We start from the raw sequence: 26,355 nt of genomic DNA, 5'->3' as shown, positions 1-26,355 counted from the left end.
ATGATCAACCTCGGAAGTTGCGCGTAAAAGGAAATATCTTGAATAATTTTAAAAGCATCGCTATCTGGCTGGTTGTCGCCTTTGTCTTGATGACGGTATTCAACCAGTTCAATACGCGCCAGCAGCAGTCGGCGCAGGGACATCTTGATTATTCGCAATTCCTCGATGAAGTCAAAAAGGGTCAGATCGCCAAAGTTGTGATCGAAGGTCGTACGCTGACCGCGACGACGACGGAAGGCAAACGCATCAGCACCTATGCGCCCAGCGATTTGTGGATGGTCTCGGACCTGCTCAAAAACGGCGTCAATGTCGAAGCTAAGCCAGAAGAAGAGCAGTCCTTCCTGATGAACATATTTGTGTCATGGTTTCCGATGATTTTGCTGATCGGCGTCTGGGTGTTTTTCATGCGTCAGATGCAGGGGGGCGGAAAAGGCGGTGCATTTTCATTCGGAAAATCGCGCGCACGCATGCTCGATGAAGCCAAAGAACGCGTCACTTTTGCCGATGTGGCAGGGTGTGATGAAGCGAAGGAAGAAGTCTCCGAACTGGTGGACTTCCTGCGCGATCCGACCAAATTTCAGAATCTGGGCGGACGCATTCCGCGCGGCGTGCTGATGGTGGGTAGCCCGGGTACCGGTAAAACGCTGCTCGCCAAGGCGATTGCGGGTGAAGCCAAGGTGCCGTTCTTTTCGATTTCCGGCTCCGACTTCGTTGAAATGTTTGTCGGTGTGGGTGCCGCGCGTGTGCGTGACATGTTTGAGCAAGCCAAGAAGCAGTCTCCCTGCATCATCTTTATCGATGAAATCGATGCGGTTGGCCGTCAGCGCGGCGCGGGGGTCGGTGGCGGTAACGATGAGCGCGAACAGACACTGAACGCGCTGCTCGTTGAGATGGACGGTTTCGAAGGCGCAAGTGGCGTGATCGTGATTGCTGCGACCAATCGTCCTGACGTGCTGGATGCGGCCTTGTTGCGCCCCGGGCGTTTCGATCGTCAAGTGACGGTGCCGTTGCCGGACATTCGCGGTCGCGAACAAATCCTTGCCGTACATATGCGTAAAGTGCCGTGCGCACCGGACGTGGATGGCAATGTGATCGCACGCGGCACACCCGGTATGTCGGGTGCGGATCTGGCCAATCTGGTGAACGAGGCAGCGCTGTTTGCGGCGCGCCGTGCCAAGCGTTTTGTTGAAATGGATGATTTTGAAGCGGCTAAAGATAAAATCTTTATGGGCGCCGAGCGTCGTTCAATGGTGATGCCGGAGGAAGAACGCCGCAATACCGCCTATCATGAGTCGGGCCATGCGGTGGTTGCAAAACTGATGCCCAAGACGGATCCGGTGCACAAAGTGACCATTATTCCGCGCGGTCGCGCGCTGGGCTTGACGATGCAATTGCCGTCTGAAGACCGTTACAGCATGGACAAAGAACGCATATTGTCCACTCTCGCGGTGTTGTTCGGCGGTCGTATTGCCGAAGAAATTTTCATGAATCAGATGACCACCGGTGCCTCGAACGATTTCGAACGCGCGACCGATATGGCGCGCAAGATGGTGACGCAATGGGGGATGTCAGACGCCTTGGGCCCTATGGTGTACGGCGAAAATGAGGGTGAAGTTTTTCTGGGGCGTTCTGTGACGACGCACAAGAACATCTCCGAGGCGACTATGCAAAAAGTCGATATCGAAATTCGTCGCATCATCGATCAGCAGTATGCGCTTGCGCGCAATCTGATCGAAACGCATCGCGACAAGATCGAGGCGATGACGCATGCCCTGCTGGAATGGGAAACGATAGACGCCGATCAGATCAACGACATCATGGATGGCAATCCGCCGCGTCCGCCGAAGCCTAGTCAATACAGCAAGACACCGAAACCGCCAGAAGATCAGGCTCCTACCGCACCCGCGGTGACGCCGGCTGCACCAGCTGCGCCGACTCAACCCGCTCAGGAAACCTAAAAGCAGGAGCGAGGATTGAGTAACAACACATCTCAATCCTCGCTCCTGAATCTTTGTTCCTCAATCCTGCATCCTGATGCTCTCCTTCGGCACATTCCAGTTCGCTCTCTCCCGTCCGCTGGTGATGGGAATTGTCAATGTCACACCGGATTCTTTTTCTGATGGCGGGCGGCTTGGGCAATCCGCCATAGATCATGCGCATCGTCTTATCGAAGAAGGTGCGGATATCATCGATATCGGTGGCGAGTCGACCCGCCCCGGCGCGGTTCCGGTCAGTATAGAAGACGAGTTATCCCGCGTGATTCCTGTGATCGAAGCGCTGCCGGGGATACCCGTTTCGATTGATACATTTAAACCCGACGTGATGCGTGCCGCAATTTTGGCGGGTGCGCAGATGGTCAATGATATCGATGCGCTGCAAAATCCGCTCGCGATGCAAATCGTCGCGGCTTCCAATGTGGCCGTGTGTCTAATGCACAAGCGCGGTGTGCCGCAGACTATGCAGATGCAACCGGAATACGAGGATGTGGTTGCCGAGGTGAGTGCGTTCCTGCGCGAACGGGTGATGGCGGCGCGCGCGGCGGGTATCGCGCAAGATCGTATCGTTGTCGATCCCGGATTCGGTTTTGGCAAGACACTGGCGCATAATCTCGCTTTGCTGCGCGAGTTGCATCGCTTTGCCGCGCTGGGTGTTCCCGTGCTGGCGGGCTTGTCCAGAAAGTCCATGCTGGGTTCCCTGACGGGTCAGGATGCAATGAGTCGGATGCCGGCGAGCGTTGCGGCAGCGATAATTGCCGTGCAGCGGGGTGCTGCGATTGTGCGTGTGCACGATGTGCGTGCCACGGTGGATGCCTTGAAAATTTTGAATGCAATTAACGGGGGATGCAATGAGTAAAAAATATTTTGGCACCGACGGGATTCGCGGTCGCGTAGGGGATTTTCCCATTACACCGCAGTTTGTGATGCAATTGGGGTACGCTGCCGGTCGCGTTCTGGCGAGTGCCGAGCACACCCGTGGCGAACGCTCGGCTGTGCTGATCGGCAAGGACACGCGTATCTCAGGCTATATGCTTGAATCCGCCTTGCAGGCAGGCTTAATTGCTGCAGGTGTCGATGTGTATCTGGCAGGCCCGATTCCAACGCCTGCCGTGGCTTATCTGACCCGCACGTTGCGCTTGCAGGCGGGTATCGTGATTTCCGCATCGCACAATCCTTATGAGGATAACGGCATCAAGTTCTTTTCCGCGAACGGCTCCAAGCTGCCGGACGATATTGAACATGCGATCGAAGCGGGGCTTGATGGTGAGATTTCCATTGATTCAGCAACGGGGCTGGGCAAAGCTAAGCGACTCGATGATGCGGTTGGCCGTTATATTGAATTCTGCAAGAGCACGTTTCCGTCTGCGATGAATTTGCGCGGCATGAAAATCGTGGTCGACTGTGCGCATGGTGCTACCTACCACATTGCGCAACATGTTCTGCACGAATTGGGTGCGGAGGTTATTGCGATTGGCGTGAAACCGGACGGCAAAAATATCAACGATGGATACGGTGCGACTGCCCCAGCGAATTTGCAGGCAGCCGTTGTTGAACATCAGGCCGATTTGGGCATCGCGCTCGACGGCGATGGCGACAGGCTAGTGATGGTTGACAGTAAAGGGGTGCTGTATGACGGCGATCAGCTGATTTATGTCATTGCGCGTCAGCGTCAGGAGCAGGGACGCTTGGTCGGCGGCGTGGTGGGTACGCTGATGACGAATCTGGCTTTTGAGCACGCAATGCAAAAAATGGGCGTGCCGTTTTTGCGCGCTCGTGTCGGTGACCGTTATGTGATGGAGTTGTTGCATCAGAACGGTTGGGAGCTCGGCGGTGAAAATTCCGGTCATATCATCTGTCTTGACAAGCACAGTACCGGCGACGGTATTGTGTCCGCGCTGGAAGTGCTGCATGCGCTGCGCACCCAAAATGTGAGTCTGAGTGAGGCTGCGGGTGACTTGAAACTGTATCCGCAAGTGCTGATCTACGTGCGTGTAGCCAAGGGTGTCGATTGTTTAGGCCATGCCGATGTTAAAGCTGCCGTTGCGATCGCTGAACGGGCGCTTGATGGTCGAGGCCGCGTGCTGCTGCGCCCGTCCGGCACTGAACCGCTGCTGCGCGTGATGGTGGAGGGTGAGGATAAAGCACTGGTTGAGCAATCCGCGAAACAAATCGCGGACGTGGTGCGCAAGCTGGCAAATTGAGATGTAATCAGACTGTTCTTTGGCGGTGACCGGATAAAATTTCTGGCCGCCAGTTGTCAACGGCCCATGCCAGCAGTGCGGTTTTCTTGCGCAAACTCGCGGGCGGGCTCTGACCCAAAAATTCCAATACCTTACATAGCGTTGCGGCTGCATTGTCCGGCTCGACGGCACGGGCCCGTGTTTGCTTGCTGAGTTTTTCGCCCTGCTGATTAACTGCAACAGGAAAATGCATATAGGTTGGGGTGTTCAAGTGCAGCAATTGCTGTAAATAGATCTGGCGCAAAGTTGAATCCAGCAGATCGGCGCCTCGCACGACATCGGAAATTTGCTGTTCTGCATCATCGACGACCACCGCGAGCTGGTAAGCGAACAGGCCGTCGGCGCGCTTGAGCAAGAAATCACCCGCATCACAGGCTAAATTTTGTGCAAATTGACCTTGTAACCTGTCCGTGAATTTGATGCGGGTTTGTTCGACACGCACCCGCCAGGAACGTGCTTCGCGGCTGTCCGCCAGCCCTGCGCGGCATTTACCCGGATAGATGAGTTCACTGCCACGGTGCAGGGCGGAGTCGGCAATTTCACGCCGCGTGCAGGCGCAAGGATAGAGGCGGCCGTCACGGAATAGCTGGTCGAATGCGTCCTGATAGGCTGAGGTTCGCTGGCTTTGGTACATCACGGGTTCGTCACTGATGAGCCCGAAGTTCGTCAGTGTATTCAATATGTTATCTGCCGCACCGGGAACACAGCGCGGCGTGTCCAGATCTTCCATGCGGACAAGCCAGGTGCCATGGCGGGATTTTGCGTCAAGATAGCTGCCTACCGCTGCAATGAGTGAACCCATGTGCAGCGGTCCGCTGGGTGATGGGGCGAAGCGCCCGCGATAGTCAGATGATTTTGACATGGCGAATTCGGGTGTCTGGCACCCCGATCTTGAGTATTAAGCAGTGACGATTTCGTCCTCGAATTCCAGCACGACCTTGCCGTCCTTGACGTCCACGGTGACATTGCCGCCGTGGGCCAGCCGGCCAAACAGCAGTTCGTCAGCTAACGCGCTGCGTATGCTGTCCTGAATCAGGCGCGCCATCGGTCTTGCGCCCATCAGCGGATCAAATCCCTTTTCGGCCAGATAGACTTTAAGCGCATCGGTAAAGATCGCATCCACTTTCTTGTCGTGCAGTTGTTCTTCGAGCTGTATCAGGAATTTGTCGACGACGCGCAGGATGACTTCTGTGTCCAGCGGGTCGAAGGAGACGATGGCATCCAGACGGTTGCGGAATTCCGGCGTAAACACGCGCTTGATGTCCGCCATTTCATCGCCGCTCGAGGCTGATTTGGTAAAGCCGATCTGCACCTTGCCCAGCGCCTCTGCACCCGCGTTGGTGGTCATGATCACCACGACGTTGCGGAAATCGGCTTTACGGCCGTTGTTGTCAGTCAGCGTGCCGTGATCCATTACCTGCAGCAGGATGTTGAAGACATCGGGGTGCGCTTTTTCGATTTCGTCGAGCAACAAAACGCAATGCGGCTGTTTGCTGATCGCTTCGGTGAGCAGTCCGCCCTGATCGAAACCGACATAACCGGGTGGTGCGCCGATCAGGCGGGACACGGCATGCCGCTCCATGTATTCGGACATGTCAAAGCGGTGCAGCGGCATACCCATCGCAAAGGCTAGCTGGCGTGCGACTTCAGTCTTGCCGACACCGGTCGGTCCCGAGAACAGGAAGCTGCCGATGGGTTTTTGCGGATTGCCCAGCCCGCTGCGCGACATTTTGATGGCACGCGCCAGCGCGTCGATCGCCTTGTTCTGGCCGAAGACGGTAGCTTTGAGGTCGCGATCCAGATTTTTCAGCGCATTGCGGTCGTCGTGCGACACGGTGCGGGTCGGAATGCGCGCGATCTTGGCGATGATTTCCTCGATCTCGTGTTTGCCGACCACTTTTTTCTGCTTAGACTTGGGCAGGATGCGCTGCGCAGCGCCGGCTTCATCGAGCACGTCGATCGCCTTGTCGGGTAAATGACGGTCATTGATGAAGCGTGCGGAGAGTTCGGCAGCGCTGGTGATGGCGGCTGCACTGAATTTAATGCTGTGGTGCTGCTCGAAGCGCGACTTCAAGCCTTTAAGTATTTCTATTGTCTGCTCGACCGACGGTTCAGGCACATCGACCTTCTGGAATCTGCGTGACAGGGCGGAATCCTTTTCGAATATGCCGCGATACTCCTGGTAGGTGGTCGCGCCTATGCACTTTAATGCGCCGGAGGACAGCGCTGGCTTGAGCAAGTTAGACGCATCCATTGTGCCGCCGGAAGCAGACCCTGCACCGATCAGGGTATGAATCTCGTCGATGAACAGCACCGCATTGGGCGCTTCTTTTAATTCCTTTAACACGGCCTTCAGACGCTGCTCGAAGTCGCCGCGATATTTTGTGCCGGCAAGTAGTGCGCCCATGTCCAGCGAATAGACATGCGCATCTTTTAAGATGTCCGGCACGTTGTCCTCGACGATACGGCGCGCAAGGCCTTCAGCGATAGCTGTTTTGCCGACCCCGGCCTCACCCACTAGCAGCGGATTGTTCTTGCGGCGACGGCACAGCGTCTGGATGACGCGTTCGAGCTCAGGCTCGCGTCCGATCAATGGATCAATTTGCCCGGCCAGCGCTTGCGCGTTGAGATCTACGGTGTATTGTTTCAACACGCCTGCGTCCGCCGGTTGTTGCTCGACGGCAGGCTGGGGGGCGTTGGCCGGCGTTTCTTTGCCATTGCCGTGAACAATGTAGTTGACGACATCAAGGCGATTGACGTTGCGCTGGGTTAAAAAATGTACCGCATGGGAGTCTTTTTCGCCAAACAATGCGGCTAAGATGTTTGCGCCGGAGATTTCTTTTTTATTGGCCGATTGCGCATGCAGAATCGCGCGCTGTATGACGCGCTGAAATCCTAGTGTAGGCTGCGTGTCCATGTCGCTGCTGCCGGGTACAACCGGTGTGTTCCCGTCAATAAATTCCGTGACCACCTGGCGCAACTCTTCAATATCGGCATGGCAGGCGCGTAATGCTTGTGCGGCAGAGGCATTGTCGAGCATGGCGAGCAATAAATGTTCCACGGTGATGAACTCGTGACGCTTCTGGCGCGCTTCGACAAATGCCAGGTGTAAACTAACTTCCAGGTCTTGAGCAATCATTTCAAATTTCCTCTGTGCCGCATCGCAGTGGATGCCCGTTTTGCTGTGCGTATTCAGTTACCTGTGCAACTTTAGTTTCGGCGACATCGCGCGTGTAAACGCCGCAAGTCGCCGATCCATTGTTGTGTATCTGGAGCATCAGTTGTTGTGCGCGCTCGTTATTGATGGCAAAAAAACGCTGTAAGACGTCGATGACAAATTCCATGGTAGTGTAATCGTCGTTATACAAAACCACCTTGTACATGCCGGGTGGTTTTGTTATTGCGCGTTCAGGGGCGAGTAGCGTGCTGCTGTCGTTTTGTTTTGACATGGTGGCATTTTGTCACTTTGTGTGTCGGACAAGCTCGTTGATTAGCGATGCTTTTTCAAGCTTGTTCTGTAAATTAAAATAACCGTTTGACAAAAGCGGTGTAGTGAGGGTTAAATGCGAACTGGTGTTTGATTCAAAGTATCTGCAGTACTGGTTTTGCCGTGTGCGGTCTTGGATTCAAACAGTTTCGCGGGGGACCCCGTTCTTTTTTGTTAAGGAAGTTATCACATGGCAACTGGTACAGTTAAATGGTTTAACGATGCAAAGGGTTTCGGTTTTATTACGCCTGATGATGGTAGCGAAGACCTGTTTGCACACTTCTCCGCAATCAATATGAGCGGTTTTAAGTCCCTCAAGGAAGGCCAGAAGGTTTCATTCGATGTGGTTAAAGGCCCTAAGGGGAATCAAGCTTCCAATATTCAGGCAGCTTAACCTGCATCTGGTTGAATAAAAAGCCCGGCACTGCCGGGCTTTTTTGTTGCCTGCTGTGAGTTGACTTAAGCGATGGCAGCCAGTGCCGCATTGAAGGTTGTGCTGGGTCGCATGGCCTTTGACGTTTTTGCAAAGTCCGGGTGGTAGTAGCCACCCATATCCACAGGTTTTCCTTGAGCTGCAATCAGCTCTGCATTGATTGCCGCCTCGTTGTCAGTCAGTGTTTTTGCAAGGGTTGTAAAACGCGACTGAATCTCGAGATCGCGGGTTTGTGCCGCTAGCGCCTGTGCCCAATACAGTGCGAGGTAGAAATGAGAACCCCGGTTGTCGATTTCGCCGACACGACGCGCAGGGGAGCGGTTGTTTTCCAGAATCCGGCCGTTGGCCACATCCAGCGTTTCGGCCAGCACACGGGCTTTGGGGTTGTTATATTTCAGGGCCAGATGTTCAAGTGATGCGCCCAGCGCTAAAAATTCACCTAGCGAGTCCCAGCGCAGATAGTCTTCCTGCTGAAACTGCTGCACATGCTTGGGGGCGGAACCGCCGGCCCCCGTCTCGAACAGGCCGCCGCCGCTCATCAAAGGGACGATGGAAAGCATTTTTGCACTGGTTCCCAGTTCAAGTATCGGGAACAGATCGGTCAGATAATCGCGCAGCACGTTACCCGTCACCGAGATGGTGTCGAGGCCGTGGCGGATGCGCTCAATCGACACCTGTATCGCTTCTTCTGGCGTCATGATGCGGATGTCCATGCCGGTGGTGTCGTGATCCTTCAGGTAGCGTTCAACCTTGCTGATCAGTTGTGCGTCGTGCGCGCGATGCTGGTCCAGCCAGAAAATAGCCGGAGTGCCCGTGATGCGCACGCGGGCAACGGCCAGTTTGACCCAATCCTGTATCGGCGCGTCTTTGACCTGACACATGCGGAAAATGTCGCCTGTTTCGACCTGTTGTTCGAGCAGCGTTGTGCCTGCCGTATCGATGACGCGAACGGTGCCGCAGCCTTTTATCTCGAACGTCTTGTCGTGAGAGCCGTATTCCTCGGCCTGTTGCGCCATTAGGCCGACATTCGGCACGCTGCCCATGGTTTTTGGATCGAAGGCGCCGTGTTTTTTGCAGTCTTCGATGACGACCTGATAAATGCGCGCGTAGCAGCGGTCAGGGATCATCGCGCAGGTATCGTGCAGCTTGCCATCCACACCCCACATCTTTCCCGAATCTCGTATCATCGCAGGCATGGAGGCATCGACGATCACGTCACTTGGCACGTGTAAATTGGTGATGCCCTTGTCGGAATTGACCATCGCCAGTTCAGGTTGGCTGGCATAGGCGTTTTTAATGTCGGCTTCGATGGCGGCGCGCTGATCTTCGGGCAGCTTGGCGATTTTGCTCAGCAGATCGCCCAGACCGTTGTTGACGTTGACACCCAAGCTCTCAATGACCGCCGCGTGTTTGTCGAATACCGCTTTGAAGTAAACGGTCACGGCGTGGCCGAACATGATCGGGTCGGATACTTTCATCATGGTCGCCTTCAGATGCAGCGACAGCAGTACGCCCTGTTGTTTTGCGCTGGCGATCTGTTCTGCATAAAACGCGCGCAGTGCCGTGCGACTCATCACGGCCGCATCGATCACTTCGCCTGCCTGTAAGTTTATTTTTTCCTTCAAAACAGTTGTTAGCCCCTCGCTGCCGGTAAACTCGATGCGCACGGTGCAGGCGTTGCTTACCGTGGTCGATTTTTCGCTGCCGTAAAAATCATGCGCGTTCATGTGTGCGACATGGGTCTTTGATTCTGGACTCCATGCGCCCATTTTGTGCGGGTTGTTTTTGGCGAATTGTTTAACGGCACCTGCCGCGCGGCGGTCCGAGTTGCCTTCACGCAGCACCGGATTGACCGCGCTGCCCAGCACGCGGCTGTAGCGGGCCTTGATCGCTTTTTGCGCGTCGTCCTGCGGTTCGTCAGGATAGTCAGGGATATCAAAGCCTTGCGACTGCAACTCGGCAATTGCCGCTTTCAATTGCGGCGGGGTGGCGCTGACATTCGGCAGTTTGATGATGTTGGCTTCATCTTTTAGCGCAAGCTGGCCCAGTTCGCTCAGTTCATCGGCGATTTTCTGCTCCGGCGTCAGTTTGTCGGGAAAGTTCGCAAGAATGCGGCCTGCGAGTGAAATGTCGCGCGTCTCGACGGCAACTCCTGCGGCTTTTGTGAATGCTTGTACGATAGGCAGCAGTGAATAGGTCGCCAGTGCCGGTGCTTCATCGACCATCGTGTAAATAATTTTCTGACTTGTCATGTGATTTCTCTTTAGAGGGGTAGATTTTATCAACGGGCGCAATTTTTCATGGTTTAGCCATCCAGTAGTCGCGGTAAAATGCCGGCTTGCAATATTTTGGAACTCAAATGGGACGCATACTGCTGTTCAATAAGCCATTCGGCGTAATTTGCCAGTTCAGTCAGGATGGGCTGCATCCGACGCTGGCAGATTATATTCCTGTTCCCGAATTTTATCCTGCCGGACGACTCGATACCGACAGCGAAGGGCTGCTGGTTTTGACGGACGATGGTCAGTTGCAGCATCGCATCACGGATCCTAAGCACAAATTGCCCAAGACCTATTGGGTGCAGGTGGAAGGCGTGCCGGATTCTGCCGCTCTGGATGCCTTGCGCGCGGGAGTCTTGCTAAAAGACGGGATGACGCAGCCGGCTGGCGCCGCGCTGATCGATACGCCGCCCGGACTCTGGCCGCGCACGCCGCCTGTAAGGGCGCGCAAAGCGATTCCGACCAGCTGGCTCGAATTGACGATCCGTGAGGGGAAAAATCGTCAGGTGCGCCGCATGACGGCGGCCGTCGGTTTTCCGACTTTGCGCCTGATACGCTACCGTATCGGCGCATGGACGCTGGACGGGTTGGATCAGGGAACATGGAAAATGAATACATAAAGGAATGCGCTGATGACTAATAGAGAAACCACTGAGGCGCTGCGCCTGCTCGATGAACATCCGGACTTCAAGGTGATCCGGCGTATCATGCCCCGCACCACCGTTGGCGAACCTGCGGGCCGGGAGATGTTGCGAGGGGTTGTTGTCGATACCGAAACCACCGGGATCAATTCTGCTCAGGACGCCATTATTGAACTGGGCATGGTGTTGTTCGAATACGATCCCGATACGGGGGAGGCCGGGCGGGTGTTGGGCAGTTTCGATCAACTGGAAGATCCCGGGATGGCGATTCCGCCTGAGTCGACCGAGGTGCACGGCATTACCGATGAGATGGTTCAGGGTAAACGCATCGACGATGCTGCGGTGGCGGCCTTCCTCGACGGGGTGAGCGTGGTGATTGCACACAATTCTAAATTTGACCGGGTGTTTCTCGAAAAGCGCCTGTCTGTCTTTGAGACGCTACCCTGGGGCTGCTCTTTGGCGCAGGTAGACTGGCGTGCGGAAGGAATCGGTTCTGCCAAACTCGATTACATATCGTATCAGTACGGGTTTTTCTATGAGGCGCACCGCGCCGAGGGAGACTGCTATGCGTTGCTGGAAATATTGCAGCAGCCGCTGCCAAAATCAGGGCAGCTGGTTTTAAAATCGATCTTGGACGGTTTGGCGCAGAAAAGTTATCAGGTTTTTGCGACCGGTTCGGCGTTCGATACGAAAGATCTGTTAAAGGCGCGTGGCTATCGCTGGGATGGCGAAAAAAAATGCTGGCACACCACGGTCGCGGGCGATGCGGCCGTGAAGGACGAGGTCGTCTGGCTGAAGGAGTTCGTTTATGGCGGAAAAAGTGCGCGCGTCGAAATCGAAGTACACAATTGCCTGACGCGTTATTCCAACCGCAGGGGTAATCGGGCGATCAAAGAAATTTAACATCGGGCGGATCGCGCGCGGCGGTATTGAGTGCCGATTGCTGATATGCTCATAGGATTCATTTTTAGAGGAACTAGGTTATGAAAACGCTGTTATCGATTGCTATGTTGTGTTTTAGTACGCTGGTATTCGCGGGCGATGCGCCTGCCGGATTGAGCGTGGTCAAGGGCGAAGTGCTGGAAGTCCAGGAGGTCGAGAGTTATACCTATCTGCGTTTAAAAACCAGCGAGGGCGAGACTTGGGCTGCGGTGGGCAAAGCGCCGGTTGTAAAGGGTGCGCAGGTCGTGATTGAAAACGCGATGACGATGAACGACTTTGAGAGTAAGTCGCTGAAAAAAAACTTTAAAACCATCATCTTTGGCACGCTCGGTGGTGCGGCTGGCGCGGCACATGCCGCCAAACCAGCCGATGTCGGTGATGTCAAGGTATCGCGCGCCACCGGCGCAAATGCCTATACCGTGCTTGAAATCGTGACCAAAGCGAAGGCGCTGAAGGATAAACCGGTGGTGGTTCACGGCAAGATCGTCAAATATAACGCAGGGATTATGGGAAAAAACTGGGTCCATCTGCGCGATGGAACCGGCAGCGAGGGCAGCAACGATATTCTCGTGACGACGCAGAGTCAGGCCAAGGTGGGTGATGTCGTGACAGTGAAGGGCGTGGTGCGTAACGACAAGGATTTTGGCGCAGGCTATTCGTATAAGGTGCTCATCGAAGAAGCAACGCTGCAAAAGTAGAACTATGGGCGGCGGATAGACCGCCGCCTTGATCCATTTTACTTTGTCGACTCAGGCTTCAATGCATCGGCAATAATTGAAAATTGTTTTTCAAGTTCGTCACTTTGCTCAAACAATTCGAGTATCCGCTCTGAGCATTTTTTCATAACGTCGGTGACCAGCTGCTCCTGCTTATCTGTCAGCCCAAGGTAAATATACGTTTTTTCAACCTGCTCGATCAAATCATGTTGCAGCATCCGTGTTTCTACCTGCTGTGCACGATATTTTTGCCGTAAAATTTCGATTGCGCTACCTGCACTCAGGTTTGCTCGGTTTATTTTCTCAGTACTCGCCTGAGCGCGTTGTCGCAGTGTAATGGATTTAACAAATGCATCTGCAATTTCCGCGAGTATGGCGATATTGTCTCTAATCCGTCCCGCAACCTCTACGTTGTCCGGCATATTCACGATGAGGATGGTAATATTTTCGAAATTGGTGACTAAGCGTTTTTTGAATTGGAAAAGACGGCCCATCGTCGAGGCCTGCGTCAGAATCGACTCTTCCAGCGGGCCTGTGGTTTGTCCGTTGGGCGTGCAGGAAATACTTCCATCGGGCAGCCGCAGTTGAATGTGACACTCCAGTCCGAGATGACGGGTGGTCTGCAGTGTATTATCGAGCAGCGTCTTGTAGTCAGGACACTCGAAATTGGCGCGCGTGTAATTTTGCAGCGTACCGCTCTCGCCCATACTGTCCAAAAAAATCATCGCCATCGACTCAAATGAGTCTTTCTCGCATACCAGCGCATCACGAGCGGCCTTAGCCTGAATGGCCATCTGGACTTTACGCAATATAATCTGGTTGTCTGTCGGTTTTGAGAGGAAATCATCGCCACCGGCATCGAATGCTTTTAGACGTTCATCCAGACTGTCGCAGCTCGACAAGAAAATAACCGGCATGGTGTGCTGTTCTGCACGCAGTTTTATGCAGGTATCGTAGCCGTTCATCCCCTCCATATCGATATCTAAAATAATCAATACCGGTTTGTATTCGTCCACGCGGCTCAGGCACTCCTCGCCAGAATGAGCCGTTATAACGTTATATTCACCATCCAGTGCCGCATTCAGCACTTCACAAATAATGGAGTCATCATCAACGATCAGAACAGTTTTTTTATCTACGATATCCATATTTATGGTAATCCATCAATGTGATTAATACAGGTTTTGTAATCTGCTTTATAACTTACTCATACAAAGCAGTGCGCTTATTGACTTGCAGGTACAACGCAAACACCGTTATGGTGGACTCATTTCTTCTGCCCAGCGATGCTTGACCTCCAGCACCGCCGGTAAAATTTTCATGAATAAGCCGACGAGTGCTGGATCGAAATGCTTTCCTGACTCGCGATTGATTAAGGCCAGTGCATCCTCAACCGACCATGCCTTTTTATAGGGGCGCTCCGTTGTCAGTGCATCGAACACATCCACGATAGCGACAATTCTGCCGACAAGCGGAATTTCTTCGCCGCGCAGTTGATTCGGATAACCGCTGCCATCCCATTTTTCGTGATGGGTGAGCGAAATTACCTTGGCCTCCTTCAGTAAAGCGGAATCGTGCTCACCAATGATTTGTGCGCCAACCTCAGGATGCGTGCGCATCACTTTCCATTCCTCTTCGTCCAATGAGCCCGGCTTGAGCAAAATCCTGTCAGGAATGCCGATTTTTCCCACATCGTGCATCGGTGCCGCCTGAAACAAGCGATCCGCTGCCAATTCAGAAAATCCTGCCGCCAAAGCCAGGAGTCGGGAATAATGACTCATGCGGATCACATGTAATCCGGTTTCATTATCCCTATATTCAGCCGCACGCCCCAGCCGGTGAATAATTTCCAGTTGTGTATATTCCAGCTCCTCGGTTCGTACCAGTGATAGATGGGTTGCGACACGAGCTCTTACAATGGCGGGGTTGACAGGCTTTGTGATGTAATCGACCGCGCCGACTTCAAAGCCATGCGTCTCATCGAGTACATCGTTCAAGGCCGAAATGAAGATCACGGGAATTTTTGACGTTTTACGGTCACTTTTAAGCGCCGCACAGACTTCATAGCCGGATAGTTCAGGCATCATCACATCAAGCAAAATCAAATCAGGAATTTTTTCACGTGCCAGTTGCAGTGCTTTTTCCCCATCCTTTGCAAAAATTAACTGGTAGTCATTACTCAAAATCTGCTTGAGCACATGCAGATTTGACGGCTCATCATCAACCAGTAGCAATGTTTTTCTAGTGAGCATACTCATTTTTCCTCTGGAATCGATCTTGTAATTTTTATCACTACTGTCCGGTTAAAAATCGAATAGATTCAATTGTTTACTGATGTCCGGTTCGTCAAGATTCTGTATCGCATTTGCAACCATTTGATTTATTGGGGTTTTATCGAACATATTGACCTCAAAAAGATTCAGTAAAATCTGCTGGGAGGCAGGAAGATTGAGCTGTTTTTTGGCAATGCTGACCAGCAGGTAAACGCATATTGCGATCCAGATTTGGGATTTGACGGCATTGAGGGAATTGCCATAGAAATGTTTGATGGCAAGGTTTTGCTTGAGCCACTTGAAGAACAGTTCGATTTGCCAGCGATTTTTGTAGATATTGGCGATGGTCAGCGCGGGCAAATCGAAGCGATTGGTCAGGAACACCAAATGCTTGCCGGTTTCCGGGTCGCGGAAAGAAACCCGGCGCAGGCGTTCCGGGTAAGCGGTTTTTGATTTGGGTGTCGCCAGCAGTATGGTTTGATCGCAGCGTAATCCAGTGGCTTTGTCCACTTCGCGCGACGCAATCCAGGTAAAGCGGAGATTGTTCTTTGCGCGGATGACAAAGGTAACTTGGCGCTGGTGTAGCGCATACAATCTGGCGAAGTGCAGGTAGCCCCGATCAATGACGACGATGGTGCCAGCGGGGAATGGGATCACGTCGAGCAGATTGACATCGTGAACCTTGCCGGTGGTAATGGACAGAAACACAGGGATTGAACCGCGCAGATCAATGATGGTGTGCGCTTTGACGGCGGCCTTGGTTGAACGAAATTCCGCCCAGGGGAACAGCGTCAGGCACAGATCGATGGTGGTCGAGTCCATGGCGTAGAGCGGTTCTTTGAGTCCCAGGCCGATGTCCTCGTCCCGGTACAGTTCGAGCGCTATGGAGATCAAACGATGGCCGAGTGCCTCGAACAGCCGCCAGTCGCGCCGTTCGTTGGCATCGGCCAGTGTGGAACGGGATACTTTGCTGCGGATACCGATATGGTAAAGCTTGCTCTTCTGAGAATTGAGACAGGCAACCAAATCACGCAAGCCATCGCGCCGGGTCAGTTGTGCATAGGCCATGCAGATGAATTGGCTCCATGCGGAGAAATGCTTGATCCCGTGGTTGGCGGCAAAGCGCTCGGTCAGATATTCGAAATGATTGAACGGCACGAAGTCCAGCAATTGTGCGAAAACTGTTTTGCCCCGATTCATGCTGCCGCTCCGTCTGCCGATTAAAGGGCAAACGATACGGTTTTTTAACCAAAGGCGATTCCAGATAGTATTTGAAATCGTCGGAATGCAAAAACGTGCTGAAAGCCACGTCAATAAAGGGCTACAGCGAAATGAACTTAAAATCTACCGGACAGTAGTGAATTTTTATATATTGTGTACCGATTTCCATGTATCACGAATTTTGACGAGCGTAAGTTCAGCCTGATTGAAATCAAAATTATTGAGTTGGCTTTCAAGCTGAGCTACTAATTTCCTAGGGATATAGCTGCCAAGGTTGGATAGTAAAGCAGTCAGCATGTCCTCATCAAACATTTCATGATTTTCAATACAAATTGCCAGATTCGCAAGGTAGGTCTCAACCATGGGTTGATCAGGATGTGTGCAGGGATTAATGAGCCTATTCTCACCGGAAACATTTTTATGAATCTGTTCGATGACGGCACCGAGACAGGCAATAAATTCGGGCAGTGAATTTAATTTTTCTTGCGCTTTAATCTCGGATTCCAGCTTCATTGCACACGCTGTTAATTCATTTACTCCTAGCGTTGATGCTGTGCCGCGAATTCGGTGTAGCGCACTCAATGCTTTGTCGAACAGTTGTTCCTGCAGCAGGTTTTCAAGTTGCTGGGAAAAAGTTGTGTGCTCTGTTGCAAAACGTTGCAGTAATCTATTCAATAAATTTTCATTGCCCTGAAGCCTGGAAAGCGCGTCAGCATAGTTAATCCCAGAGAGTTGATGCGGTGCGGGTACAGGTGTTCTTGCACTCATATTCACATTCGGTTCTGAATGGTGTGGCGGTTTGTGCGCTATCCATTTTAGAAGCGTTGTAATCAGCTGTGCCGGATCAAAGGGCTTGCTCACATGATCACTCATTCCCGCGCTGGAACTGTTTAGTTTTTCATGTGCCATTGCTGAGGCGCTGAGTGCGATGATCGGGATTGTTTTGCCTTGCGCAAGCGTGCGTATCAGTCTGGTCGACTCAAACCCATCCATCACCGGCATGTGTATGTCCATCAGTACGGCATCGAAGGCTTGCTGCTGCACCAGGGCGAAGGCTTCTGCGCCGTTATTTGCGGTCACGACAATTAAGCCTGAACGTACAAGAAACTCTGTTGCAATTTCTTGATTAATTTCATCATCTTCCACCAGTAAAATATGTGCCCCTCTGATAGGTGCGGCCAGTTGATACAAATCAATTCGACGCTCAGGCAACGCGAAGGTCGAAGGAAACTCAGGCTGTTGTATTTTAAGCAATGCGTTGATTAATTTTGACAAGGTGGCCGGTTTGGTCAGGATAATTTCGTTATGCGTTTCTAAGTGGTTTTCCCTGTCGTTAGCGGTGACCATCAGGATGCTGGCCGACACAGCTATGGCAGCGGTTTTTTGCAAATCATGTAAGCGGTTAGTGGCATCCTGACTGCAATGATTGGTGATCAAAAGGTCGAACTGGGGGAGCGCGCTGCTGCGTGCGATGGCTTCTTCCACGGATGTTGTCGCGGTAATGTCGAAACTCAGTGCGCCAAAATAGTGAATTAAAACCTTCTGTGAAGTGGGATGCGCATCCACGATCAGAACGCGCATAGGGTTAAGGCGATGTACGGACGACAAAATTTCAAGCGATGCGCAGCGTTCAAAGTAGGCGTTGAAAGTAAATTCGCTCCCGATATCTTTTTCACTCGCGACCGATAATGCTCCACCCATCAACTCAACCAGCCGCTTTGAAATCGTTAAGCCTAGACCGGATCCCCCGTATTTTCGCGTAATTGAACTGTCTGCTTGTGTAAATGCATTAAATAATCGATCCTGTTGTGACTGGTCCATGCCGATACCTGTATCACGAACCGAGAATTTTAAATTAAGTGTTTGATTATTTTCAGATATTAACGCTGCACGGATATGGATCTCGCCGCGTTGCGTAAACTTGATGGCATTGTTGATTAAGTTGTTCAGAATTTGCCCCAGACGCAAGGGGTCTCCCAGCAGGGAACAAGAAATGAGCGGGTCTATTTCGATGAAAAGCTCGAGTTCCTTTTCTTGTAGTTTTTGCATAAACAAATCGAAGCATTCTCGAATCACGTCCTCAAGAATAAATTCGACTCGCTCAATTTCCAGCTTGTTGGCTTCGATTTTGGAGTAATCAAGAATGTCATCAAGAATATTCAGTAATGCTCTAGATGCGTTGTATACCTTCCGCAAGTGATCGCGTTGCTTAGGAGCCAGTTCGCTATCGAGCGTTATCCGTGTTAAACCGATAATCGCATTCATGGGCGTGCGGATTTCGTGACTCATATTGGCCAGAAAATCACTTTTAGCGCGACTGGCCAAATCAGCCGCATTGCGGGCGATTTCCAGATCTTTTAATGCGAGTTTACGGTCACTTATTTCTGATTCCAGACTGTCGTTTAAAATTTCCAGTTTTGCGCGAGCTTCCAGTGCATCCTGTGCCAGATTAAGCGCTGCCAGACGGGCTCGCTGCAACTCATTTTCAGCTTCACGTCTGAACGTGATATCGCGCAAAATTCCCTGTATGCAGCCATTTTCAATTTGTCTGCCAACAACCTCACCCAGAAATATTGAACCGTCTTTGCGTTTGAACTGCCATTCGCTCACGACGACGGAGCCATTTTTAAAGCGTGCCACCTCATCAGGAATTCTTCCGATTTCTTCTATGGCAATGACATCGGAAATGTTGAGTGTACAGATTTCCACAGTGCTGTATCCGAGCATGGCTGCCCCGGCCTGATTGACATCGATATATTGACCTTGCGCATTCGCCAGAAAAATCCCATCCACTGTTTGCTCAACCAGCAAACGATAGCGCAGTTCGCTGGCGCGAAGTGCCTGCTCTTGATCTGCATGAGCGGCACGAATCCGCAGCACAGCAATGCCATACGCCAGATCATTCGCCAGTTCCTGCAATATTTTTAGTTCTTCATTGACAAAAGGGTCGGCTATCGAGGAGTACACCATGATCGCCCCCAGAGTCTGCTCATTGGCAATCAACGGTAATGAAATGGATGCCGCATATCCGCGTTGTTGCGCCTGCGCGCGCCAGGGTATAAACGTCGGGTCTGATAGCATGTGGTGGCAAACTACCATTTTCCCGGTACGTATCGCTCTGCCGCTAGGACCGCTCCCGTATTCGTTGTCCTCCCAGCTGATGGTGATTTCATCGAGATAGCCGGTGTCGTCCCCCGCTTTACCAACGGGGCGTACCGTTTTTTCAGGATTATGTTCTGCAAACCCCACCCAGGCCATCACGTAATTACATTCTTCTACCAGTATTTGACAGACTTGATTGATATAGGCGCTTTCATCGGTTGCATGCACTAATGCCCAATCGCTTGCACTATACGCGCGCAACGTTCGGTTGAGCCGGAGCTGTTCGTCCGCATTTTTTTTCTGCTCACTAATCTCCAAAAGTGATAACACCGCCGCTTTAATCTCCCCGGTGAGCGGTTCAATCACCGGTTCGCAATTTGCCAGTACCCAGCGCACCATGCCCGATAGATCCGCATAACCGACAGGCACATTTCGGCACGCTGCTTTGGTCCGGATGGTTATATTGACTGGAATGTCTTCTTCCAGAAACGGTGTGCCATTTTCATGGAGTAGCTGTACGGGGCGCAAATTTGACTGGATCGTTTCCAGACTACATCCGAAAAAAAGTTCCGCCGCCCGGTTGCAGGCGAGTATTTTGCCTTCCGGTGAAAACACGAGGACAGACTCAACCAATGAATTGAGCATCGATTGTTGCAATATGTCGGCGCCCCATAGTGGCGCCGATGACGTTTGCGGCATTCCTTGTGTCGTCTTGTCGCACGCTGCAAGGGTAGGATTCAACGCTGCCCTGATCTCTTGCCCGGCGCGTGTCAGTCGATGCAGATAAATACTGATCGCATAGCCGATCAGTAAAAACATTAGCATGGAAAACATACTATTGCTATGCTCAAGACGCCAACTGAGCTGAGTAGGGATAAACAAATACCAGGCTAGCAGGGTGCTTAGTAGCGTGCCTGAAATACCTCCCCACAGTCCCGCAATGCGCGCGCTCAAAAATACGGCAGGGAAAAATGCAAACCACACCAATGGATTCAGGTAGGGCCACAGTATCCATTGCGCACCGGCTGCAATGAACGGGATCGTCATCGCGACTATCAATTTGAATGTTAAATTAGACTTCATTTTATATGTCTGTCTTATCGAGGAAAGATAAGTTATAGCGCGCAGGCTCACCTAGCTGTACGGCTAATTCGTTTACCTGTTGCTTAAGCGCAATCATGTCCAGCTCGCGGCCAACCATAATTCGATTGGCTTTCTCAAGAAATGCATATTGCGTGCGTAACTCGGCAGCCTGTTGTTGTAGTTCAGTCGTGCGTGCGTCAACCAGTGCTTCCAGTTTTAAATTTTGATTGCTAAGGTTGTCTTGATAGCGTTTTCGATCCGTGATATCCCGGTAAAACGACAAGTATCTGGGCTGTTCAGTTTGATTCGTATACGTCATGCTTACTTCAAAATCAAGTAAATGTCCGTCCTGAGCCCTGTGGTTTGCTTCAAATAGGTCAGAGCCCTTGCCGTTGACAATTTCCATGTGCAGGCTGACTTTATCGGAAGATTCGATAGATTCTAGATCGCGGATATTCATTTTGAGCAGCGCTTCATGGCTGTATCCGGAGTATTTGCAATAGGCGTCATTCGCTTCAAGCAGTTTCCCTGTTTGATCTGCGATCAGTAAACCGTCGGTTGATGCATTTATCATGCTTGTAAATAGCAGATCACGATCTTTAAGTGCCTTGTCGATTTTCACGCGCTCGGTGAGATCACGTAAAAATCCGATGAAACGGCACTGGCCGTTGCTCATGCGCTGTACCCCAATGCGCAAATTAACCGGTATAAGTGTGCCGTCTTTATGCAGCAGTTCTACATCCCGGCCAATTCCAATGATGTGCCCCTCACCACTTTCCAAATAGCGCGCAAGATAACTGTCGTGTGCCTCCCGATGCGGGCTGGGGATCAGAGAATTGACATTTTTCCCGATAATTTCATCGGCTTGCCAGCCGCTCAGCTGTTCACCCGCCGGATTGCAGGTCTGAATGATCCCCGACTCGTCAATGACAATAACGGTATCGGGCGCATATTCAAGCAGCGCATGGGCACCTTCCTCGCTATTGTGCAATTCACTTGCAATTTTATTCGTCAGTTGAAGCGATTGCTGATACTGATGTGATAGTGAGCGTAAGTAGAAAAATAGCAAAATTGAAAACGCCACACTTACTGTGCCTAGCGCAATGGGAAGATTCGCTTCAGCGGCCGGAATATAGCCTGGCAATGTGTGCACATAAAGTGTCCAGACCCGGCCGTCGATATCCAGCTCCAAGGTTTTGTCGTAGAGCGCCGTCGTTGCCGGATAAGCAAAATGATCTTCTTTGGATTTATAGGCATAGAGCAGGCTTGCCGGGCTCGGCTTTGCCGTGTCATACAGGTGAAAATCAACGTAAGTTAGCGAACTCCTCAGCAGACCTTGCATCAAATCATCGATACGAAACGGGCTATATACATAACCTTCGAGAGCGGCACGCCGTTCCTCAACGCTCGTGACGCTGGCGCCCTGACGGTAAACCGGCTGGTAGATTAAAAAACCATTTTGCACATTGTGATTGGTTTCCTGAACGAGCGTCACCTTGCCGGACAGTGAGGCATCCCCAGTATCGCGAGCGCGTTCCATTGCTTCGCGTCGCACGGGTTCTGAAAACATATCATAGCCAATGGCGCGTTGATTGCGCCAGTCGAGCGGTTCTAAATAAATGATAGCGGTATTGAGGGGACGTCGATCCAGCGTTGTGCCACGGTAATCAGCGACCCCCTGTGATCTTATCAATGCTTCATGGCGGGCGAGCGCCCCGGGGGTGATAACCTGTGCAAATCCTAGTCCTTGTATGCCTGGGAAATACTTTTGGATATTCAGACCTTCTACATAACTTTTCCATTCATGATGCTCAACGGATTTTGACGCTTTGAATAAGGCGACCCCGCCGCGCAAGATGCTCTGATAATCATCCATACGATCAATAATGTTCTGCTTGATATCCTGACTTTGGAATGCAAAGCGATCGTTTGCACGCTGTAACACAAGCTGATCAGTCCAGTACCAGACTAAGCCTGAAAAAAGGAGCGAAAATGCCAGTATGAGCCAGGTAGTGATTGCGCTGAGAAAAATTTTGGAGTGCATCGAAATGTATTTAATGAAATTGATCCGCGCCGCAAGGGTGTCTGTCGTCCTCTTTAATGCGAAGTCAGAAGGTCGATTTGCAGCAGCTTAGCGAGGCTATCAACCTCATGAATCTTCTGGGAATAAAAAGGCGCACCATAATACATCAGGCCGCTGTAGTTCGTTGTATTTTAGTGTCAAAAATATTAGTTATTTCGGATTCATCCCTGTGCCGGTAGTCTTTGTTGCGCTTATGCAATTTGAGTGAGTCGCTGGCAAGCGCATGCGATGAGCTTTCTTGGCCTGATCGACCTTATTCATCCAGCAGGTTTTTAATGACGGCGCCGGCCAGCATATAGCCGAACAGCGGCGGCATATGGCTGATGGTGCCGTTGACCGCGCGAGGCCGGCCCTGTGAGGTCGGCTGGGGCGGCAAGGGCTGGCTCGGATGTTCGTCCGAGTAAACGGTCAGGATGCCACGGCGTATGTTGTGGTGTTTGAGCAGCAGTTTTCTCATTTGGCGGGCCAGCGGGCACATCTCGGTCTGGCTGATATCGGCAAGTTTAATGCAGGATGGATCCAGCCGGTTGCCAGCCCCCATGCTGGAGGCGATTTTCAGATCCTGAGCATAACTTTCCGCCACCAGCGCGACCTTGCAGGACAAGGAGTCGATGCAGTCGATCACATAATCGCAATCGGGCGGCAGCAATTCTTTGACATTGTCGATGGTCAGAAATATTTTGAGCAGGGTCACCTGACAGTCGGGGTTGATGTCGGCAATACGCGCGCGCATCAGTTCAGCTTTGGACTGTCCTACGGTGGAGAGCAGGGCGGGCAGCTGGCGATTGATGTTGCTGGTCACCACCACGTCGTGATCGAGCAGGGTCAGTCGTCCTATCCCGGCACGCGCCAGCGCTTCGGTGCAGTATGAACCCACGCCGCCCATGCCGGCTACGAAAACGTGACAGCGGGCAAGCCTGTCGATACCTTCATTGCCGATCAGGATTTGGGTGCGTTCGAACTGAGCTGGAATCGTCATGGCGGTCTTGCGAAATGTAATTACGGCTGATTTTAACATGCGCGTCCAAAAAACAGCTTGGCGCATAAAACGCAACGTGCGATTTCGCATCGTATAATAGCGGCCACAGGTTCAATTACTTTGGAGTTTGTCTTGTTCAAGTTTATCGGTTTTGTTGCGGGATTTTATTTTTTCGGCTTTTTCGGCGCACTGCTGGGCCTGTTTGTCGGCTCTTTCTTCGACCGCCTGAAATCTTATGGGCTGGGTGCCATGAATCCGCTGCAAAATGCGCTGCGTCAGGGCGTGTTTCTGGAAACCGTATTCGTCTTGATGGGGAAACTTGCCAAGGCTGACGGCGTGGTGACGCAGGATGAAATCACTCACGTCGAGGAATTCATGCAAAAGCTGGGCATGACGGCCGAACATCGCAAGCAGGCCATTGCCTGGTTCAAGCAGGGCGCGGATCCCGCTTTCGAGATTGATGCTGCCTGTAAGCGGTTCATGATGATCTGCGGGAGTACCAAAAATCTCAAGCAGGTGTTGCTGGTGTACTTAATTGTGATGGCGCTGGCCGACGGGCATTTTCATCCTGCGGAAGAAGCGCTGCTCAGCGAGATTGCCGGCAAGCTGGGTTACGATCAGGCAGCATTTAGACAGATATTGGACATGGTGCTGAACCAGTCTCATTTCGGCGCGGGCGCGGCCAGTCCTGCCGATGCGCTGGCGGATGCCTACAAGGCGCTGGGCGTCACGCCTGAGAGTACCGATGCGGAGATCAAACGCGCTTATCGACGTCTGATGAGCCAGTATCATCCTGATAAACTGATCGGTCAGGGGATGCCGGCCGATATGGTCGCGATGGCCACCGAGCAGGCCAAAGAAATTCAGCTGGCCCACGATTTAATCAAAAAGCACCGCAATATTTGAGTGTTGCATTTATCGTCGTTTGGCGATTGTGCTCAGTGCGCGGCTTTTGTCGGCGCTGCCTGAGCTCGAACCGAAGTAGTAGGACACGACTTGCGTGGCAACGGTGGTGAGTGCGCCTAAGATGTAAATGATGATGTCCTTCATCTCAGGGCGCTGAGCCAAAATGCTGCCCTTTTCATCGCCGCTGAAAACGATATACCAGTACATCCAGAAAGTCAGCAGTATGATTGCGAAAGCGAGCAGCGCGTTGACGTTCGCTGCCAGCCAGCCGGATTGTTCGCCTTCACGGTTGCGCCTGTCAGCCTCGCTTTCGTTGGCAGGCGCGCTTTGACGGGCTGTGTGCCGGATTTCCGCCTTGACGAGTTCGTTTGCTATTTCCTCCGGCGCTGGGGTTGCTGCAATTTTCGGGGGGGTGTCGTGGTTCATGATCCTACTCCTTCCAGAGTGCGTTTTACCCAGCCAAAAAATATTTTTTGCTGTCCGGACGCTGTTCGCAGATGCGGATATAACGGGTGATCTTTTGCAGTGCAAACATCGCCAAAAAAGTGACGGGATCTACGGAATTTATTTTTTTGAGTGTCTCAGGGCCGATGATGCCATCCGGTTTTTCGTCTACGGTGAGCTGGGTAAGTTTTGCGCTGGTGTAAGTGCCGGCATTGACGGCAAAGTCGAAGATAGATTCGGCGATGCGCTGCTCGCTCATCTCGTCGCCGCGTAATTTGTCCCAGTAGTTGATCTTGTAGAAGGCTTTGATTTTGTCTTGTAACTCAGCGATGCGATCTAGATTGGCTGGGAAGGTGCTTTCCTGTTTAGCACAGTCGATGGTCAACCAGCCATCCCATTTTGAATTGAGTTTGCGCGCGATGCCTTTATAGGTTTCCCCGCCGGGGTCGTCCGCATCGTTCACATAGCCGCCCTCGGCCTGCATGGTTGCGGTGTAAGCAGATGCAAAAACGGCCATGATGACTCCTTAAGTGAAGTTGGTAAGCGTTTTGGGCTTTCTTGGGCAGAGTAGTTGCGGTGAGGGGGGCGGTCAATATGCCTTATTGTCTAGATATTTCGGCCAGGTTGCCTCTGGTCCTGTGATTCAAACGCGACACACAACAAAAAGGACACCCGAAGGTGTCCCGTTTTTGCAGCGGACAGGCAAATAGTTAGTCTATTTTGGCTGCTGCGCGCAGATCGGTAATGATCTTCTGGATTGCTTGCTGTTGCAGGCGTTGCAGCAATTGTGGCTTGATTTCATCAAACGAGGGAACCTTCAGTGCGCGCATATCATCCAGTTTGATGACGTGCCAGCCGAACTGAGTTTGGACTGGATCTTTAGTGTACTCACCCTTTTTCAGATTCAGCAGCGCATTAGCGAACGGTTCAACAAAGTTCTTCGGTACGGTCCAGCCTAAAGCACCGCCGCGTTCAGCAGAACCGGTGTCTTTGGATTTTTCAGCGAGCTTTTCAAATTTAGCCTTCTTGCCCAGTTGCGCGATGAGGTTGCGTGCTTCGGCTTCGGTTGCAACCAGAATGTGACGGGCGCTGTATTCCTTGTCGCCTAGCTTGGATTTCAGCGTTTCGTAGCCGGCCTGTAACTGTGCATCGGTGACTGGATTTTTCTTCAGCTGTTCCTGCACAAATGCATTGATCAGCACGGTTTGTTTGGCAAGATTGATTTGCTGAACGACATCAGCTGATTTATCCAGTCCACTCGCCGTTGCGGCTTGCGCCATCACTTCACGGTTGATCAAGTCATCCAAAATCGCTTTGCGCAATTCCGGTGTGTCAGCCTGACCCTGTGCGAGCGCACTTTTTACGTTCATTTCAACGCGTTCCTGACTGATCGCAACTTTGTTGACGACGGCAGCGGATTTGTCTTCGGCAAAAGCCGGGTTGATTGCCAGAGCCGCCAGGATGGCCAGCGTTGCAAATTGCTTTGTTTTTAACATAGTTAGTCCTTGAGAGAAGAATTCAAATGGATA

At 52.0% G+C, this 26,355-nt stretch carries 21 protein-coding genes; 8 read left to right on the top strand and 13 right to left on the bottom strand.

Translation table 11 applies throughout. From position 1 onward, the window contains the following. Positions 1-38: 38 nt before the first annotated feature. The 3 genes from ftsH (at position 39) to glmM (ending at position 4,198) form a co-directional block, all read left to right on the top strand. The gene (gene ftsH, locus GALF_RS11215) at positions 39-1,958 is read left to right on the top strand and encodes an ATP-dependent zinc metalloprotease FtsH (RefSeq protein WP_013294180.1); all 1,920 of its coding nucleotides are present in this window, start codon (positions 39-41) and stop codon (positions 1,956-1,958) included. Positions 1,959-2,034: 76 nt separating this feature from the next. Further along, the gene (folP, locus tag GALF_RS11210) at positions 2,035-2,853 is read left to right on the top strand and encodes a dihydropteroate synthase (RefSeq protein WP_013294179.1); all 819 of its coding nucleotides are present in this window, start codon (positions 2,035-2,037) and stop codon (positions 2,851-2,853) included. Next, positions 2,846-4,198 carry a phosphoglucosamine mutase gene (glmM, locus tag GALF_RS11205; protein WP_013294178.1) on the top strand — a complete coding sequence of 451 codons (1,353 nt, stop codon included), beginning with the start codon at positions 2,846-2,848 and terminating at the stop codon, positions 4,196-4,198. The genes folP and glmM overlap by 8 nt, the downstream gene beginning before the upstream one ends. 7 nt (positions 4,199-4,205) lie before the next feature. On the opposite strand, the gene gluQRS is transcribed toward glmM, so the two are convergent. From gluQRS to clpS, 3 genes are read right to left on the bottom strand one after another with little or no spacing between them, the layout of a single operon-like run. Beyond that, positions 4,206-5,099, bottom strand: a complete 894-nt coding sequence (gluQRS, locus tag GALF_RS11200; RefSeq protein ID WP_013294177.1) for a tRNA glutamyl-Q(34) synthetase GluQRS — start codon at positions 5,097-5,099, stop codon at positions 4,206-4,208. A gap of 36 nt (positions 5,100-5,135) precedes the next feature. Further along, positions 5,136-7,376, bottom strand: a complete 2,241-nt coding sequence (clpA, locus tag GALF_RS11195; protein ID WP_013294176.1) for an ATP-dependent Clp protease ATP-binding subunit ClpA — start codon at positions 7,374-7,376, stop codon at positions 5,136-5,138. Position 7,377: 1 nt separating this feature from the next. Beyond that, positions 7,378-7,686, bottom strand: a complete 309-nt coding sequence (gene clpS / locus GALF_RS11190) for an ATP-dependent Clp protease adapter ClpS (RefSeq protein ID WP_013294175.1) — start codon at positions 7,684-7,686, stop codon at positions 7,378-7,380. 228 nt (positions 7,687-7,914) lie between these two features. Between clpS and GALF_RS11185 the strand changes: the two genes are divergently transcribed. Further along, positions 7,915-8,118, top strand: coding sequence for a cold-shock protein (locus GALF_RS11185; protein WP_013294174.1), 204 nt, complete (start codon positions 7,915-7,917; stop codon positions 8,116-8,118). A 65-nt stretch (positions 8,119-8,183) separates the two neighbouring features. Here the strand turns inward: GALF_RS11185 and GALF_RS11180 are convergent, their stop codons facing one another. Next, positions 8,184-10,409: an NADP-dependent isocitrate dehydrogenase gene (locus tag GALF_RS11180; RefSeq protein ID WP_013294173.1), complete on the bottom strand. Its 2,226-nt coding sequence runs from the start codon at positions 10,407-10,409 to the stop codon at positions 8,184-8,186. 107 nt (positions 10,410-10,516) lie between these two features. Here GALF_RS11180 and GALF_RS11175 point away from each other — a divergent pair, with 107 nt between their 5' ends. From GALF_RS11175 to GALF_RS11165, 3 genes are all read left to right on the top strand, one after another. Next, entirely contained in the window at positions 10,517-11,056 is a 540-nt protein-coding gene (locus GALF_RS11175; RefSeq protein ID WP_013294172.1) for an rRNA large subunit pseudouridine synthase E, read from the top strand. A gap of 12 nt (positions 11,057-11,068) precedes the next feature. Further along, positions 11,069-11,980, top strand: coding sequence for a 3'-5' exonuclease (locus GALF_RS11170; RefSeq protein WP_013294171.1), 912 nt, complete (start codon positions 11,069-11,071; stop codon positions 11,978-11,980). A gap of 80 nt (positions 11,981-12,060) precedes the next feature. Continuing rightward, complete coding sequence (locus GALF_RS11165) at positions 12,061-12,717, top strand: hypothetical protein (RefSeq protein WP_013294170.1); 657 nt, start codon at positions 12,061-12,063, stop codon at positions 12,715-12,717. Positions 12,718-12,755: 38 nt separating this feature from the next. Here GALF_RS11165 and GALF_RS11160 read toward each other — a convergent pair whose 3' ends face one another. The 6 genes from GALF_RS11160 to GALF_RS11135 all read right to left on the bottom strand — a co-directional run bounded on the left by GALF_RS11160 (position 12,756) and on the right by GALF_RS11135 (position 23,476). Continuing rightward, positions 12,756-13,883 (bottom strand): response regulator, encoded by a 1,128-nt coding sequence (locus GALF_RS11160; RefSeq protein ID WP_013294169.1) that lies wholly within the window; start codon positions 13,881-13,883, stop codon positions 12,756-12,758. Positions 13,884-13,991: 108 nt separating this feature from the next. Continuing rightward, positions 13,992-14,987: an HD domain-containing phosphohydrolase gene (locus tag GALF_RS11155; RefSeq protein WP_013294168.1), complete on the bottom strand. Its 996-nt coding sequence runs from the start codon at positions 14,985-14,987 to the stop codon at positions 13,992-13,994. A gap of 51 nt (positions 14,988-15,038) precedes the next feature. Beyond that, entirely contained in the window at positions 15,039-16,208 is a 1,170-nt protein-coding gene (locus tag GALF_RS11150) for an IS4 family transposase (RefSeq protein WP_013292311.1), read from the bottom strand. A 165-nt stretch (positions 16,209-16,373) separates the two neighbouring features. Beyond that, positions 16,374-20,414, bottom strand: coding sequence for a response regulator (locus GALF_RS15090; RefSeq protein ID WP_013294167.1), 4,041 nt, complete (start codon positions 20,412-20,414; stop codon positions 16,374-16,376). A gap of 1 nt (position 20,415) precedes the next feature. Continuing rightward, positions 20,416-22,359 carry a CHASE domain-containing protein gene (locus tag GALF_RS11140; RefSeq protein ID WP_190274077.1) on the bottom strand — a complete coding sequence of 648 codons (1,944 nt, stop codon included), beginning with the start codon at positions 22,357-22,359 and terminating at the stop codon, positions 20,416-20,418. 391 nt (positions 22,360-22,750) lie between these two features. Beyond that, on the bottom strand, positions 22,751-23,476 hold the full coding sequence (locus tag GALF_RS11135; protein ID WP_041938477.1) for a tRNA threonylcarbamoyladenosine dehydratase: 726 nt from the start codon (positions 23,474-23,476) through the stop codon (positions 22,751-22,753). Positions 23,477-23,608: 132 nt separating this feature from the next. On the opposite strand from GALF_RS11135, the gene djlA reads away from it, so the two are divergent. Next, positions 23,609-24,382 carry a co-chaperone DjlA gene (gene djlA / locus GALF_RS11130; protein ID WP_013294164.1) on the top strand — a complete coding sequence of 258 codons (774 nt, stop codon included), beginning with the start codon at positions 23,609-23,611 and terminating at the stop codon, positions 24,380-24,382. A gap of 9 nt (positions 24,383-24,391) precedes the next feature. Here the strand turns inward: djlA and GALF_RS11125 are convergent, their stop codons facing one another. The 3 genes from GALF_RS11125 to GALF_RS11115 all read right to left on the bottom strand — a co-directional run bounded on the left by GALF_RS11125 (position 24,392) and on the right by GALF_RS11115 (position 26,322). Beyond that, positions 24,392-24,808 (bottom strand): hypothetical protein, encoded by a 417-nt coding sequence (locus GALF_RS11125; protein ID WP_013294163.1) that lies wholly within the window; start codon positions 24,806-24,808, stop codon positions 24,392-24,394. A 25-nt stretch (positions 24,809-24,833) separates the two neighbouring features. Further along, the gene (locus GALF_RS11120) at positions 24,834-25,343 is read right to left on the bottom strand and encodes a glycoside hydrolase family 108 protein (RefSeq protein WP_013294162.1); all 510 of its coding nucleotides are present in this window, start codon (positions 25,341-25,343) and stop codon (positions 24,834-24,836) included. Between the two features lie 193 nt (positions 25,344-25,536). Continuing rightward, on the bottom strand, positions 25,537-26,322 hold the full coding sequence (locus GALF_RS11115) for a peptidylprolyl isomerase (RefSeq protein WP_013294161.1): 786 nt from the start codon (positions 26,320-26,322) through the stop codon (positions 25,537-25,539). Positions 26,323-26,355 lie beyond the last annotated feature (33 nt).

Source organism: Gallionella capsiferriformans ES-2 (assembly GCF_000145255.1).
In the GTDB taxonomy this organism is placed as follows: domain Bacteria; phylum Pseudomonadota; class Gammaproteobacteria; order Burkholderiales; family Gallionellaceae; genus Gallionella; species Gallionella capsiferriformans.
Note: the sequence above shows the minus strand (reverse complement) of the source record. Positions and strands in the feature narration are given on the sequence as shown.